The 13,862-nt window shown below is 62.4% G+C and carries 10 protein-coding genes and 2 pseudogenes; 6 read left to right on the forward strand and 6 right to left on the reverse strand.

All coding sequences use genetic code 11. The features are described from left to right. The first annotated feature begins 37 nt into the window (after positions 1-37). Positions 38-550 carry a YlbF/YmcA family competence regulator gene (locus tag OMP40_RS26565; RefSeq protein WP_277535856.1) on the forward strand — a complete coding sequence of 171 codons (513 nt, stop codon included), beginning with the start codon at positions 38-40 and terminating at the stop codon, positions 548-550. 95 nt (positions 551-645) lie between these two features. On the opposite strand, the gene OMP40_RS26570 is transcribed toward OMP40_RS26565, so the two are convergent. Beyond that, positions 646-1,530 carry a hypothetical protein gene (locus OMP40_RS26570; RefSeq protein ID WP_277535858.1) on the reverse strand — a complete coding sequence of 295 codons (885 nt, stop codon included), beginning with the start codon at positions 1,528-1,530 and terminating at the stop codon, positions 646-648. Positions 1,531-1,959: 429 nt separating this feature from the next. Here OMP40_RS26570 and OMP40_RS26575 point away from each other — a divergent pair, with 429 nt between their 5' ends. Beyond that, the gene (locus OMP40_RS26575) at positions 1,960-2,307 is read left to right on the forward strand and encodes a hypothetical protein (RefSeq protein ID WP_277535859.1); all 348 of its coding nucleotides are present in this window, start codon (positions 1,960-1,962) and stop codon (positions 2,305-2,307) included. A gap of 270 nt (positions 2,308-2,577) precedes the next feature. Here the strand turns inward: OMP40_RS26575 and OMP40_RS26580 are convergent, their stop codons facing one another. Then, entirely contained in the window at positions 2,578-3,237 is a 660-nt protein-coding gene (locus tag OMP40_RS26580) for a biotin transporter BioY (RefSeq protein ID WP_277535860.1), read from the reverse strand. A gap of 99 nt (positions 3,238-3,336) precedes the next feature. On the opposite strand from OMP40_RS26580, the gene OMP40_RS26585 reads away from it, so the two are divergent. After that, positions 3,337-4,995: an ATP-binding cassette domain-containing protein gene (locus OMP40_RS26585; protein ID WP_277535862.1), complete on the forward strand. Its 1,659-nt coding sequence runs from the start codon at positions 3,337-3,339 to the stop codon at positions 4,993-4,995. 209 nt (positions 4,996-5,204) lie between these two features. Then, complete coding sequence (locus OMP40_RS26590; protein ID WP_277535864.1) at positions 5,205-6,011, forward strand: energy-coupling factor transporter transmembrane component T family protein; 807 nt, start codon at positions 5,205-5,207, stop codon at positions 6,009-6,011. 97 nt (positions 6,012-6,108) lie between these two features. Here OMP40_RS26590 and OMP40_RS26595 read toward each other — a convergent pair whose 3' ends face one another. After that, positions 6,109-7,326 carry an MFS transporter gene (locus OMP40_RS26595; protein WP_277538045.1) on the reverse strand — a complete coding sequence of 406 codons (1,218 nt, stop codon included), beginning with the start codon at positions 7,324-7,326 and terminating at the stop codon, positions 6,109-6,111. A 287-nt stretch (positions 7,327-7,613) separates the two neighbouring features. Here OMP40_RS26595 and OMP40_RS26600 point away from each other — a divergent pair, with 287 nt between their 5' ends. Next, the gene (locus OMP40_RS26600) at positions 7,614-8,603 is read left to right on the forward strand and encodes an EAL domain-containing protein (protein WP_277535866.1); all 990 of its coding nucleotides are present in this window, start codon (positions 7,614-7,616) and stop codon (positions 8,601-8,603) included. A 201-nt stretch (positions 8,604-8,804) separates the two neighbouring features. Here the strand turns inward: OMP40_RS26600 and OMP40_RS42325 are convergent. The 3 genes and pseudogenes from OMP40_RS42325 to OMP40_RS26620 form a co-directional block, all read right to left on the reverse strand. Then, positions 8,805-10,035: pseudogene (locus tag OMP40_RS42325) on the reverse strand (sugar phosphate nucleotidyltransferase). A gap of 163 nt (positions 10,036-10,198) precedes the next feature. Then, positions 10,199-11,949: pseudogene (locus tag OMP40_RS26615) on the reverse strand (alpha-glycosidase). Between the two features lie 83 nt (positions 11,950-12,032). Continuing rightward, entirely contained in the window at positions 12,033-12,851 is an 819-nt protein-coding gene (locus OMP40_RS26620) for an SDR family oxidoreductase (protein WP_277535872.1), read from the reverse strand. A gap of 146 nt (positions 12,852-12,997) precedes the next feature. Here OMP40_RS26620 and OMP40_RS26625 point away from each other — a divergent pair, with 146 nt between their 5' ends. Beyond that, the gene (locus OMP40_RS26625) at positions 12,998-13,843 is read left to right on the forward strand and encodes a M15 family metallopeptidase (RefSeq protein WP_277535874.1); all 846 of its coding nucleotides are present in this window, start codon (positions 12,998-13,000) and stop codon (positions 13,841-13,843) included. Positions 13,844-13,862: the final 19 nt, after the last annotated feature.

The following is a 13,862-nucleotide window of genomic DNA, read 5'->3' on the forward strand; positions in this document are numbered from 1 at the left end:
AATTAAAGGCAGATCACATTCGGGAGGAACTCCAAACATGTCTCAGCATTCGCACGATCATCATCACGGCCACGACGACTGCAGCCACGGCGTGCCCGATCTCGGACAACCCGAGGACTACGTCATTCCCGAGTTCGACAATCGGGAGCTCATCCTGCGCGACGATATCCTCGCCCGTGCGAAGGAGCTGGCGCAGCTCATCACGACGGCCGACGAGGTGCAGACGTACCAGAACGCGGAGCGGCTCATTCAGCGCCACGATAAGGTGCAAGGCTTGATCTCCCAGATCAAAAAGAAGCAAAAAGAGCTCGTGGCTTTCCAGAAGACGTTCAAAAATCCGGGGATGGTCGAAAAGATCGAAGGCGAGATCGCGGCGCTGCAGGACGAGCTGGACGGCATGCCGGTCGTGCAGCAGTTCCAGCAAAGCCAGACGGACGTCAACTACATGCTTCAGTCCGTCGTCAGCATCATTCGCGATACGGTCGCGGAGAAGCTCGACGTCGAAGCGGCGACGCCGCCCGCCGAGGAGCCGGAGACGTGCATCGATTGAGTTTGGAAAAGACATGAACGATAAACGATAGAACCAGGAAGCGCGAGTCTGCCCCGGCAGGAAATGCTCGGCTAACGGCAAGAAGGGCCGCGGCTTTATGCGCGGCCCTTCGGCATATACGGCTTGGATAAGGCGGCGGAACCGGTCGCGCTCCGCTTGGCGCCGCCCCTAAGGGCCGCGGGGAAGACGGCGGACGGTCGGGCGACGCTTGTTGTCCGCTGAGGCTTCGAGACCGGAGCGGACGCCCGGCGGTCGGCGGGAGGCGCTGCGGCCGCCGGCGGGTTGCGCGTTACCGCCCGCGGCTGCGGAACGGCGCGCTTGCCGGCGGCGCCTCGCGGGATTTGTCGCGCAGAAGCGGGCCGTCTGGAAGCGAGACCGCCGGCCGGGCGATTCGCGCCGGCCGGGCGGTTGATGTCCGTCCCGCGGTTCGCGCCGGCCGAGCGGTTCGCGTCGTCTGATCGGTTCGTTCCCGACGGGCGGGTTGCGCCGTCTGATCGGTTGGCGCCGCCAGAACGGGCAGCGCCGCCGGATCGGTTAACGTCGCGCGATCGGCGGGCATCGGCTTTGCCCGGGCCGGCGTCGGCGGACGCCCTGCCGACCGGCCTCACGACAAGCTCCTTCGCCCGCTGATCGTAGCTGAGCCTGTACGCCGTGCCGCTCCGAAGATTGAGCGCGCGAATCGCATCCGGGTGCAGGTTCAGCCCGCCCTCGAATAAATTCGCGGGCGAACGGACGGCAAGTCGCCGGGATCGGCCGCCATGTTTAAGCGTCAGCGCCAGATTCCGATGATCGTCGGGCAAGCCGAGCCGGCTGAGCAGCGCGTAGCCGATCGACAGGCGGCCGGCGCCTAGCTTCGTATCGCTGCCGAGCGGGGCGGATGCCGCCGACACGGGCGACGGTCCGATGCCGAGCGATTTGCTTTTTGCGTCGTAGACTAGTCTGTAGCGCTTGTCGCTGCTCAGCCGCAGCCGCTTCGCCAAGGGGGGCGCCGAGTTCGAAGCTGCCGAAAAAGCATTCTCCCCCGCTGCGCAAGCGTAAGACCGCTTTTTCGGCGTAATTGCCGTTCACAAGCGTGACCTCGGTACCGTCCCCGATTTCCGTCAAGGCATTTTCTTCGCCGTACGCGCAGCCGGACGTCATTTGGACCGTACTTTCCGGCAGATCGCTGACGATTAGGTCCAGTGTGCTGCTGATCATCGCAACGTTTCACGCTCCCGATTGCAGGACTATGCTGCCGCGCGGCAGCCGCATGTCATCAGGATATGCCGCACGGCCGACCGGTGCCTGTACCTTCGTCTAGCGTCCCGTCCGACTGCAAGGAGACGAGACGCTTGGCGTATATCCCAGGGAGGAAGGTGTTTCCGATTTCGGATTTTTTGCAAATCAAAGGCTTGACCGGAGAACTCAAAGTGTCTCACAAAAAAGGCCCTTTCGGATTGACGCTGTCGACGCGAGAGCTCGTCGTGCAGAAGCCGCATATGAATTATTACATCTTATTCGAGCATATCGTCAGCGTCGTTCCCTGCGAGAGCGTCCGTCTCGACCGCAAGGCGATGAGCGCGGCCCGCACGGCGAGCGGCGAGATCGCCTACGGCTCGATCGCGGCGGGAACCGCGTACTACGCGGTGTATGCGAAAGAAGTCGTCGTGCATCATCGCGGCGGCATTCATCGCGCGGGCCCGATGGAATTCCGGCTGCCGATCTACAAGCGTCTGATCGAGGAGCTGGCGAGATACGGCGGGCTGACGGTTTTTTGATCGCGACCGACGGCGGCGACTTCCTGTATGGGGTTGGCATCCCGCGCCGCAGGTCAAGTTCAAGCGGCGAAGGCGCCGTTCCCGGCGCCGCATACCCGGCGCGTCGGCTTGCACGCCGGCAACCGGGCAGCGGCATCCTGAAGCAACATGCCGTCAGGCGAACAAAGATCGCCCTTCCGCAGGCTTATGCCTGTCGAAGGGCGATCTTTGTCTATCGAAGGGGCGAAGCAGCGACGAAGCGGGCCTGGCGCCGGCGGGGAACGGGGGCGGTCAGCGCCCCGACAGCCGCCTGAGCGTGACGGCCAGCGCCGGGCGAAGCGCGGCGATCAGGATCATCGCCGCCGCTCCTTTGACAAAATCGCCGGGCAGGAACGGGTAACAGGCGCCGATCAACGCCGCGTGCAGCGAAAGATGCGCTTTATAGGCGTACCAGGGCACGCCGCCGACATACGAGAGCGCGATGCCGAACACGACGATCGATGCGGCGAGAAGGACGTATGTACGCGTTGTCGCCTTGCGGCCTTTGCCGAGCAGCCGATCCGCGGTCATTCCGATGAACAGCGCCTGCAACGGAAACATCCATATAAAGCCGCCGGTCGGCCCGAAGACGGTCGCCAGCCCGCCCCGGCCATGCAGCAGGGGCAGTCCGGCGGCGGCGAGCAGCACGACGAGGGCGATGCTGGAAAAGCCGAGGCGCGCGCCGAGCAAGCCGCCGGCAAGCATGACGGCGAGCGTCTGAAGCGTGATGGGAACGGTCGTGAAGCCCAGCGGAACCGACACGTAGCTGAAGGCGATGAACAGCGCCGCGAATAGCGCGGTGAATACCGTTTTGCCGATCCAGGCAGACGGAGCGTTCTGCCGTATAAAGGTCGGTTCCGCGTCGCGATCGACAAGTTCCGGCACGGCAGGCGATTGATTCGGTAGAGACATTGTCAATTCTCCTCTCAAATGTTAACCTGTTATCATCTTGGTGGTTAACAATTGGAATTCTAGCATGGTACTACCGGTTTGGGAAGAGGGAATTCGGCTATGACGGAAAAGATAGATTCGGACGCGGCTCCGAGCTCCGGCGGCTCGCCGCTTATCGTCAAGGGATTGATCGCCAGCCGGGAGGATGCGATGGCCGACCCTTTGGGGAATGCCGCCGCGCTTCTCGATCGGATCGACCTGAAGCTGTCGCCGGGCGAATGGCTCTATATCGTCGGTACGAACGGCAGCGGGAAGTCGACGTTGGGGAAAATCGTCGCGGGTCTCGGCATACCGGGCGTGCTGCGCGCCGAGCGTTGGGAGCGCGGCTTCGCGGGAAACGGTCCGGCGCCTTACGTCATGCAGCAGCCGGACGCGCAGCTTTTCGCGACGACGCCGCGCGAAGAGATCGTCTTCGCGCTCGAATGGCTCGGCGCGAGCGGCGCCGCCATCCATCGTCTGGCGGACGAGGCGCTGGACGAAGCCGGTCTTGCGGCGGCAGCGGACCTGCCGTGGAGCGCGCTGTCCGGCGGCCAACGGCAGCTCGCGGCCGTCGCCGCCGCGGCGGCGGGACATGCGCCGCTGCTCGTCCTGGACGAGGCAACCTCGATGCTCGACGGCGATTCGCAGGCGCTCGTGCGGAAGCTGGCGCAAAAAAGGCGGCGCGAAGGCGCGGCGGTCGTCTGGATCACGCAGCGAATCGAGGAGCTCGAGCAGGATCCCGAATGCCGCGTCGTCGCGCTTGCCGCCGGGCGGCTTATCTTTGACGGCAAGGCGGACGAATTTTTGCGCGGCGAAGCGCGGAACAAGGCGGACGCACTCGTGCCGCCTTGTATGCTGGCCGGGCTTCGGCTGCCGTTCCGCGTCGAGCTGGCGCGGGAAATCGAGCTGCGGCGCCGCTCGGCCGGCCGCTCCCGCATCGCCGCTTCGCCGCGCGAATCCGCATGGCCGAAGGGCTGGGCGCTGCAAGCGTCGGATGCTGCGCCGCCGTCGGAACGGCCGTCCGAACGGCCGTATTATGAACCGCAATCGATACGCTTTGACGGCTTGCGGCTGCGCGTAGGCGCTCGCGGCGACCGGTCCGAGAGCGATTCGCTGACGCTGACGCCTGGTCGCATCGTCGTTCTTCTCGGTGCGAACGGCGCGGGCAAGACGCGTCTGCTCGAACTTGCGGCAGGCTTGCGCGAGGCCGATGACGTACAGGCCGTCTTCGAAGCCTTGCCTTCGCAGCCGCGTGCCGGCGGCAAGACGCGCGCGCGCCGTCATGAATTGCTGGCTTACAGCTACGCCGCTCAATCGCCCGAGGATCAGTTGTTCGCGCGCTCGGTCAAGGAAGAGCTCGACTACGTGCTCCGCCCTTACAGGCTGGACAAAGAGGCGCGCAAAGATAGAATCACCGATGCGCTGCAATCGGCGGGATGGGGAGCGGATTGGCTCGATCGGGATCCGTTCGCCATGAGCGGCGGGGAGCGGCGCCGGACGGCGCTCGCTTGCGCGCTGGCGGCGCCGGCGCCATGGCTGCTGCTGGACGAACCGACGGCCGGCCTCGATGCGCAAGGCTGCGATCGTCTGGCCGGAAGCCTTGCGCAAGAGAGGCGAAGGGGGGCGCGGCATTATGCTCGTTTCCCACGATCCCGACTGGGCGCTGCCGCTTGCGGACGAGCTGCTGCTGCTCGGCGACGACGGCGAGATCCGGCACTGCGCGCGGGGCGCGCTGCTTGAGCATCCCGAGTGGTGGGCGGAGGCGGGGCTTCGCATGCCGGAATCGTATGCGGCCGCCCGTGAAGCATGGCGCCTTGGACAGGCGGAACGATACGCGTGGCAAGCGGCCGACCTTGCGGCGTTTTATGGGGGGGCGGGTACAAGATGGCGATGATGAAATAGACGCGAAAAAGGGGGAAGAAGGACGTCGCGCCGGTACAGCCGCCGCGATGAAGACCGAGGTCGGCGCGCGAGCCAAGGCGCGAACGCGCCCGAAGGCCGTAGCCCCGCGCAATCGGCTGTCCGCCTTCGATCCAAGGGCCATATGGCTCGGATATGTCGCGTTGTCGTTGTCCATGTTCGCGGCGCCAGGATGGAGCGGGCTGGCGGCTTCGGCCGCGCTGGCGGCGGCGGTCGTCGGGTTCGCCCGTCTGCCGTTGGTCGAATATAGAGGCCCGCTGTTCGCGTTCGCGCTGTTCGCGCTCGGATCTGCCGTCTTGTCCGGTTTGACGGGGAGCAGCGGTGAGAGCGGCGCCTGGTGGCACGCCGCGGACAGTCTCGCTACGTTCCGCTCGTTCGCGAAAACCTGGCTCGTGCTCGCGATCGGAATCGCGCTGCCGGCCGCCATTCCGCCGCTTCGCCTTCGCCGCGCGCTCGCCCAGACGCTGCCGCGAAAGGGCGGCGCGGGAAGACGGTCGCAGCGACTCGTCCTGACCGTGACGCTGCTCCTGCGATTCGTGCCGCAGCTGCTCGGGGAGTGGAATCGCTTTGCGCGCATCGCCTTGGCGCGCGGCAAAGACATCGGGCGTTCGCCGGCCGCCGTTCTTCGCAGGATGCGCAGCACCGCACTGCCTTTTATGCTGTCGCTGTTCCGGATGGGCGAGACCGTGACGCTGGCGCTCGAGAGCCGCGGGATCGGACGGCGAGACGCGCCGGCCGAGGCCGAGCGCTTGCGCTGGCGGACGCGCGACAGTCTGCTGCTGGCTTCGATCGCGCTGGCGTGCGCGGGCTTGACGCTGCAAGGCCGGATTTTTTAACGCTGCTCAAGTATGGAAGCGAGAACCCGATAGGCATGTCCGCCGCGCCTGACGAATCTGGACTTCATCCAGGGCGGAACGGCGATGAACCCGCAGGTTAGGGCTTTGCGGCGAGCCGCGCAACGACGGCGGCGGCCGCGGCGATCGCCGCGCCGAATCCGAACCCGGCCTTCAATCCGCCGCCGGCGTTCAGCCACCCGGCTAGATACGGCCCGGCGAACATGCCGACGGCGTAGACGGATTGATAAAATCCCATCGCCGTCGCCCGTTCGGAAGGCCGAATATCCTTGATCGCAAGCCCGAGCAGAAGCGGCAGATACAAGCCCTGCGCTGCGCCGTTGACCGCTTGCGTAGCCAGCAGGCCTGCGTAGCTGCCGCTGAACGGGATAAGCGCCGTACAGACAGCGGCCAGCAAAAAGCCGCACACCAGCACGCGGCGCGTGCCGAAGCGAGGCGCGATATAGCGGCCTGTCCACAGAGAGACGAGCGCATGCGGAACCATGAAGGCGACGACGAGGCCGGTGAGCCCGTTTTTGCCGGCGCCGTATTCGAGGGCTTGCAGCGGCGTAAAGCCGAACATCGTAATGAACAAGACGCAATGGGCGAGCAACGACAGCAATGATACGATCTGCAGCTGCCGCGCGTCCCGAAGAAGCGCAAGCGTACGCCTTTTGCCGAGTCGCTCTGCTTTTAATCCCGCATTCGCCTCGATGTCGGCGGCCGGGCCCGGTTCGCGGACGAATACGACAAGCGCGCCGCCGGCCGCGGCAATGAAGATGCCTGCCGCGAAAGCTGCGTTCCAGTCGCCCGAGCCCGCCAGATAGCCGCTCAACGTCATGCCGCCGAGTTGTCCGACGACCGTCAGAAAGCTCAACGTGCTCATCGCCTTCCCCGATTGCGCCGGCGGATAATACGAGGCGTACAGCACGGTGAACGGCACCCAGGTCGACGCGCAGATGCCCGCGACAAGCCTGCCGGACAGCGGCCCGGCCCACCCGCCTATATACATGAACAGCGCGCAGCTCAAAAGTCCGGCCGCCATGCCGGCGAAAAGAAACGGCTTGCGCCTTCTGAGGCGGTCCGAGTACAAGCCGAGCGGGAAGCGGATCAGCACTTGCGTCAGTCCGTAGCTGCCGACGACGAGCCCGATCGTGCCCAACGGCAGGCCGCGATTCTCGAGAAAAGGCGTAAGGATCGGCACGTAAATGTACATGGTCGCCCAGTAGAGCAGCGTCGCGGCGGCGAAAATCACATGGTCCCTGGCCGCGATGGGACGACGCCGGGCGGCGGCGATCCGTTCTGTCAATAACGGCATATTCAAAATAAAGCCTCCAATCGTTAACCGGTTCTTCTACTTTAACCGAGCGATTCGGCGAGGGGAAGACCGGATATGCGACGCTGTCCATATTTGCATGCTTTATGTTGCGGCGTTGACGGGACAACCAGGGCTATCGTCAAGTACGGTTTGCTGCTCTGGCATCCAGGACGGCCTTTGTGCTGTCTTTTTTTATTTCCTTTTGCGGAAAAGGTAGGAATAAAGACGCATGCGGCGAATGTATAAGTCGGACCTTAATCGCGCTAGACATCGAAGGAAGTGTGCAGATGAGTTGCGGACAATGCATGGCGGGCGAGCCCTTGTACGAAATGAGGTTCGCCGACGCCGCCAACGAGGCGGTAGCCGGCGATATCGCGCGGTTTCTGGAAGAGCGGGGCGCGCCGAAGCAAAGCCAACCGTACGCAATCGTGCTTCGCGAATCCGCGGTCGCCGATTTTTACGATTTTTGCCTCGACCATATGACTTCGGAGTCGATGAATTACCGCGTGAACGATGGGGTATGGAAACCGATGGCGACGCTGCCGGATGCGTTGCGCGAAAGGTGGGTGGAAGGCATCATCGCCGAAGAGCGCGTCGTGCCTTACGCCCAGCCGATCATGACGGGCGACGGCGACATCTACGGGTACGAGGTGCTCGCGCGGTTTATGGCCGACGACGGCAATCTGCTGCCGCCGGCTGAGGTGTTCGCTGCGGCGAAGCTGCGCAATCGGCTTTATGCGCTCGACCGCATGTGCCGTATCGCCGCCGTGCGCAGCGCCGTTCATTTAAAGGGCAAGGTGTTCATCAATTTCATTCCGACGTCGATTTATTCGCCTCAGCACTGTCTGCGGACGACTACCGCTTTGACGCGCGAGCTCGGTCTTGACGCTTCGAGATTCGTCTTCGAGGTCGTGGAGAGCGAGCAGGTCGAAGACATCGACCATTTGAAGTCGATCTTGGCCTATTACTCCGAACAGGGGTTCAGCTATGCGCTGGACGACGTAGGCGAGGGCTTCAGCACGCCGGAGCTGCTTCGCGAGATCAAGCCTCATTATATGAAGCTGGACCGGGGCGCCGCGGACGGGGTGAGCGGCGATGCTGCCAAGCAGCGGATAGCCGGCGAGCTGCTCCGGGTCGCCCGTCAGGTCGGAGCGGTGCCGCTCGCGGAAGGCATTGAGCGCGAGGCGGATTTTCGCTGGCTCCAGACGCTCGGGTACCGGCTGTTCCAAGGCTATCTGTGGGGCAAGCCGGAGCCGATTAAGCCGGCGGGGCGATAGTCCGCAGGCGGCTGCGCTCGCGATAACGGATCGTTATCGCGTATCGCGAAGGCTTTTTTGGCGGCGTGCGCATCCGCGAGTATGAGCAGTTTAGGAAGCGTGCTCTAAACATGCTTTAGGATTCGCGGGCGTGGCAAGCCATGCGTCAAAAAGAAGGCGGGCCCCCGGAGCGGGGGCCCGCTTTCTTCGCGAGAAAATCGGCTATTCGGCGATCGTAAGCAGCGCTGCGGGTTGATCCAGCTTGCCCGCGGCCACGATGCGGTCCTTCATGTCCTTGATGCGGTCGAATGCCGGCGCCATGAAGACGTTCGCCTTGACGCGCTCGCCCGGGGCGATCACGACGATGTCCGAGCCGTCGCCGACCACCGCGTAATCCTCGATGACGGCGCCTTCGCCGATGATCGCGCGATTGATTCTCGCATGCTTGCCGATCTTCGCGTGCGGCATGACGACGGTGTCCCGGATATGGCTGTTCGCGCCGATCTGGCCGCCGATCGAGACGACGGAGCGTTCGATCTCGCCGCGCGCCGCCACGCCTTGATGGATCAGCGATCCGCGAATTTGCGCGCCTACGCCGGAAGAGAAGTGAACGACCGAAGACAGGGCGGAGGCGTTCATCGGCCATTCCGGCGTGCCGACGTGAACGGCGCCGTCGAGCAGATCCATATTGGCTTCCCACAGGCTGTCGATCGTGCCCACGTCGCGCCAGTAGCCGCCGAACTTGTAGGCGTAGAGCGAATCGCCTTCAGCGAGCATCCGCGGGATCACGTCCTTGCCGAAGTCGCGCGAGGAACCGGGATCCGCCGCGTCCAGCAGCAGAAGACGGCGCAGCTCGCTCCAGCGGAACACGTAGACGCCCATGGATGCGAGGTTGCTTTTCGGCGCGGCCGGCTTTTCGGCGAAGTCGACGATACGGCCTTCATCGTCCGTGCTCATGATGCCGAATCGGCTCGCTTCCTCCCAGGCGACGTTTTTCACGACGATCGTCGCGCTTGCGCCGCTCTCGCGGTGAGCCGAGAGGAGGGGGAGCATAGTCCATTTGGTAGATATGGTCGCCTGAGAGGATCAAGACGTCTTCGGGTTCGTGGCTGTCGATATAATCTATATTTTGATAGATGGCGTCCGCCGTGCCTAAGTAGCCTTCGCCGCCGAGACGGTCGGCCGGCAGCAAGGTTTGGCCCCGCTGCGCGTGCGCTCCGGCGCTCCAATGCTTGGCGTCGCTCAAATATTGGTGGATGGATTCTGCGCGGTATTGGGTCACGATGCCGATATTTTCGATAAAGGAGTTTAGGCAGTTGCTGATCGGAAAATCGATAATGCGTTGTTTTCCTCCGAAGGGTACGGCCGGTTTGGCCCATTGCTGCGTCAGCGGATGCAGCCGTTTGCCTTCCCCCCCGGCTAATAGCATGGCTAGAACATTTTGCTTGCTCATTCTCTGCTCTTCCTCCTTGAAAATAACTGCCAGATCAATCATAGATAGTTATTAACCAACGCATATATAACTTGAAACTCGAACTTTTTTTTCAATCGTGAACAAAATGTGTCCGAAAAAAAGAGATGTCTGCATGCTCGATGCAAACATCTCCTTATTCGATTCAGACGATCGAACGGCGCAAAATCCGGTATCCGAGCGGCTCCAGGCCGATGCGCATCAGCCCGTCCTCCGGCATGACCGGATCGCCGCTCAGCGCGTCGACCCAATCGTGCGTTTGCATCGGGTGGGCAATGATCGTCTCCTTGTCCGCGTTGTTCATCCATACGGTAAAATGATTCGCGGCGTCGATCCGCTCGTAGACGAGCGCGCTGTCGCCGGGTTCGGCCTTCAGGAAGCGGAAGCGTCCCGAGCGAAGCGCCGGGTTCGATTTGCGAAGATCGATCAGCAGCCTGTAGAAGTCGAACAGCTCGCGGTCCTGCCGGTCGTAATCCCACTCCATGCACTTGCGGCAATCGGGGTCTCCGTCTCCGGCGAGCCCGACCTCGTCGCCGTAGAAGATGCAGGGCGTACCGATAAACGTAAGCAAAAACACGATCGCCAGCTTGAGTCGTCGCTTGTCCGAACCCATCATCGTCAAGATGCGCGGGGTATCGTGGCTGCTCAGCATGTTGAAAACGACCTCGTTCGTCTGCTGCGGATAACGCATCAGGACGTTGTTGATCTTGCTCGCGAAGTCGCCGGCATCGGCTTCGCCCGGACTGAAAAATTCGTTGACCCGGTCCGCGAACGGATAATTCATGACCGAATCGAACTGGTCGCCGAGCAGCCAGCGAAGCGAGTCGGACCATACCTCGCCGATGATATAAGCATCCGGATTGATGCTTTTGACCGTCCGCCGGAAGTCGCGCCAGAACGTATGGTCGATCTCGTTGGCGACGTCCAGTCGCCAGCCGTCGATGCCGACTTCCTTGAGCCAGTATTCGGCGACGCCGAGCAGATAGTTTTTGACCTCGGGGTTGGCCGTGTTGAGCTTGGGCATCCGTGCGAAAAATCCGAACGTGTCGTAGTTCGGATTGCCTTCCTCGATACGAACCGGATAATCGTAAATATGATACCAATGCTTGTACCTGGATTTTTCGCCATGCTTTACGATGTCCTTGAACGGGGGGGAAGTCTACGCTCGTATGGTTAAATACGGCGTCGAGCACGATACGGATGCCGTTTTCGTGCGCGGCGTCGACCAATCTTTTAAGCGTCTTCGCGTCTCCGAAATGCGGGTCTACTTTTCGATAGTCGATCGTATCGTATTTATGATTGCTGGGCGCCTCGAAGACGGGCGTCAAATAGACGGCGGTCACGCCGAGCTCCTTCAAGTAATCGATCCGGTCGATGATGCCCTGGAGATCGCCCCCGAAGTTGCTCTCTCGCGTCGGCTTGCCGCCCCACGGGAGCACCCCTTCGGGATCGTTCGACGGATCGCCGTTGGCGAAGCGGTCGGGCATGATCTGGTAGAAGACGGCCGACTTCGTCCACTCGGGCGGTTTGAAGATGTCGATCTCGTGAATGAACGGCATTTCGTAATAGCCGCCGGGAGGACAAGGCTCCTCCCGGAAGATGCCGGACTCGATCATCCATACCCGTTCGTCGCCGGAAATCATCCGGAAACCGTACGAGAACCGTTTTCGTTCGGGTTTGATCTCGCACTCCCAATAGTCGAACAAGCTGTCGCCGGCGATTTTCTCCATGCGGCAATCTTGGCGGTGTCGTTGCCAATCGTACTTGTCGCCGGTGACGGCGACGACGCCGTCGACATCGTCCTTTTTTGGTCCTTACTCGCAGATGGAACGTGTCCTTGTCGTAGGAATAAGCCCAGTTGCTGCGCGGGGAATGGTAGAAGCATTCGAGCTGCATGTCGCGCACCTTCTTCGGCTAGTATGTTTGCGGCGGACGGCTCTGGCTTATTCGGTACGGACGCGCAAGCGGCGAAGCCGGGATCAGCCGTGAAGGAGCGATTCCGCGCCGTCGATGTAAATGGGCGTCCCGGTAATGTGCGAAGACTCGTCGGAAGCGAGGAACTTCACGAGGCTGGCGACCTGCTTGGCGCTGCCCGGCTTGTGGCGAAGCGGCTGGTCGCCCTCGGGAAATTCTACCGGAATCGCGATCTCGTCGACCTCCGGCCGGCGATCCGTGTTTTCCCCGATGTTCGTCTCGATCGCGCCGGGACAGATCGCATTGACGCGGATGCGATACTTGGCGAGTTCGAGAGCGGCCATCTGCATAAACGCGACTTGTCCCGCCTTCGAGGTGCTGTAGGCGCTGAAGCCGAAGTTGGAGAAAACGCGGTTGCCGTTGATAGAGCTCGTTATGATAATGCTGCCGCCCTGCTTTTTAAGCGCCGGCACCGCGTGCTTGACCGTCAGGAAGGTGCCGGTCAGATTAATGCCGATCGTCGCGCTCCAGTCGTCCATGCCCATATCCTCGATCGGCAGAAGCACGCCGTTGATGCCGGCGTTGGCGACGACGATGTCGAGCCGGCCCCACGTATCGAGCACCTTCTTTACGGCTGTCTGCATGTCGGCTTCGACGGAGATGTCGGCTTCGACCGGGATCGCTTCGCCGCCCGCTTCGGCGATCTTATGTACCGCCTGCTCCAGCTCGTCGTCGCCGCCCCGTCCGAGCAGCGCCACTTTCGCTCCATCTTGGGCGAGTCTGACGGCCGACGCGAGTCCGATGCCCGATGCGGCGCCGGTCACGAGCGCTACCTTTCCTGCGAGATCGCCGTTTCCGGCACTGCCTTGCGCAGCGTTAGCCATGTTCGATCGCTCCTTCGATTGGCAAGTTGTTTTTACACAAAAAAGCTATACCCGTCGCTCGGCAACCTGCAACAACGCGTTATTCCTCCACGAAGGAATGATGTTATAATGATGGTTACGATCGCGTGAAGGAGGAGCGCTTGCTCATGCGCAGCAAACGGATCTTACCGCTCGCGGCTCTCGCCTGTGCGGTGGCGGCCGCGCAACCTGTCGCGGCAGGCGTTACGCTTGGCGATTCCGCGGCGGCCGCTGTCGCCGCAGGCGCCAGGATCGGAGCGAACGTTTCGGATTCGGCAAGCGCGGTCCCGGCCGACGCGGACGTCCGGGCATCCGGCGTCAAATCGTCCGAACCCGCCGAGACCCCGGCGGCCAAGCAGCGCAAGCTGCCTAAAGGATTCGTCTATCTGGACGAGGTTATTCCTTCGGCCGTCTATGAGATTCGATATTATAGCGATTACAACTTCGTCGGCGCCCGCGTAGACGGATACAAGGCGCCCTATGCGGTTATGACGCAGCAGGCCGCCAAGGCGCTGCAGGCGGTCGCCGCCGATCTTGCCGCCAAAGGCTACAAGCTGGTGGTGTACGACGCGTACCGTCCGCAAAAGGCGGTGGATCACTTCATCCGCTGGTCGAAGGACCCGAAAGACCAAAAGACGAAAGACGTCTTTTATCCGGACACCGACAAGCGCAAGCTGTTCAAGCTCGGTTATCTCGCAAGCAAATCGGGGCATTCCCGAGGCAGCACGGTCGATCTGTCGATCGCGGGCCTTAAGACAGGCAAGGCCGTCGATATGGGCGGCAGCTTCGACTTCCTCGGACCGGTGTCCGCGCATGGAGCGAAGCTTGCGAACGCGGCGCAGACGGCGAACCGGAACCTGCTGAAGAAGGCGATGGAGAAGCGGGGATTCAAGGCGTACGACAAGGAATGGTGGCATTACACGCTCGCAAAGGAGCCTTATCCGAAAACGTATTTTAACTTCGACGTTGAATAGGGGGGCTGGAGCTGAGTGT

Source organism: Cohnella rhizosphaerae (assembly GCF_029525575.1).
Taxonomy (GTDB): domain Bacteria; phylum Bacillota; class Bacilli; order Paenibacillales; family Paenibacillaceae; genus Cohnella; species Cohnella rhizosphaerae.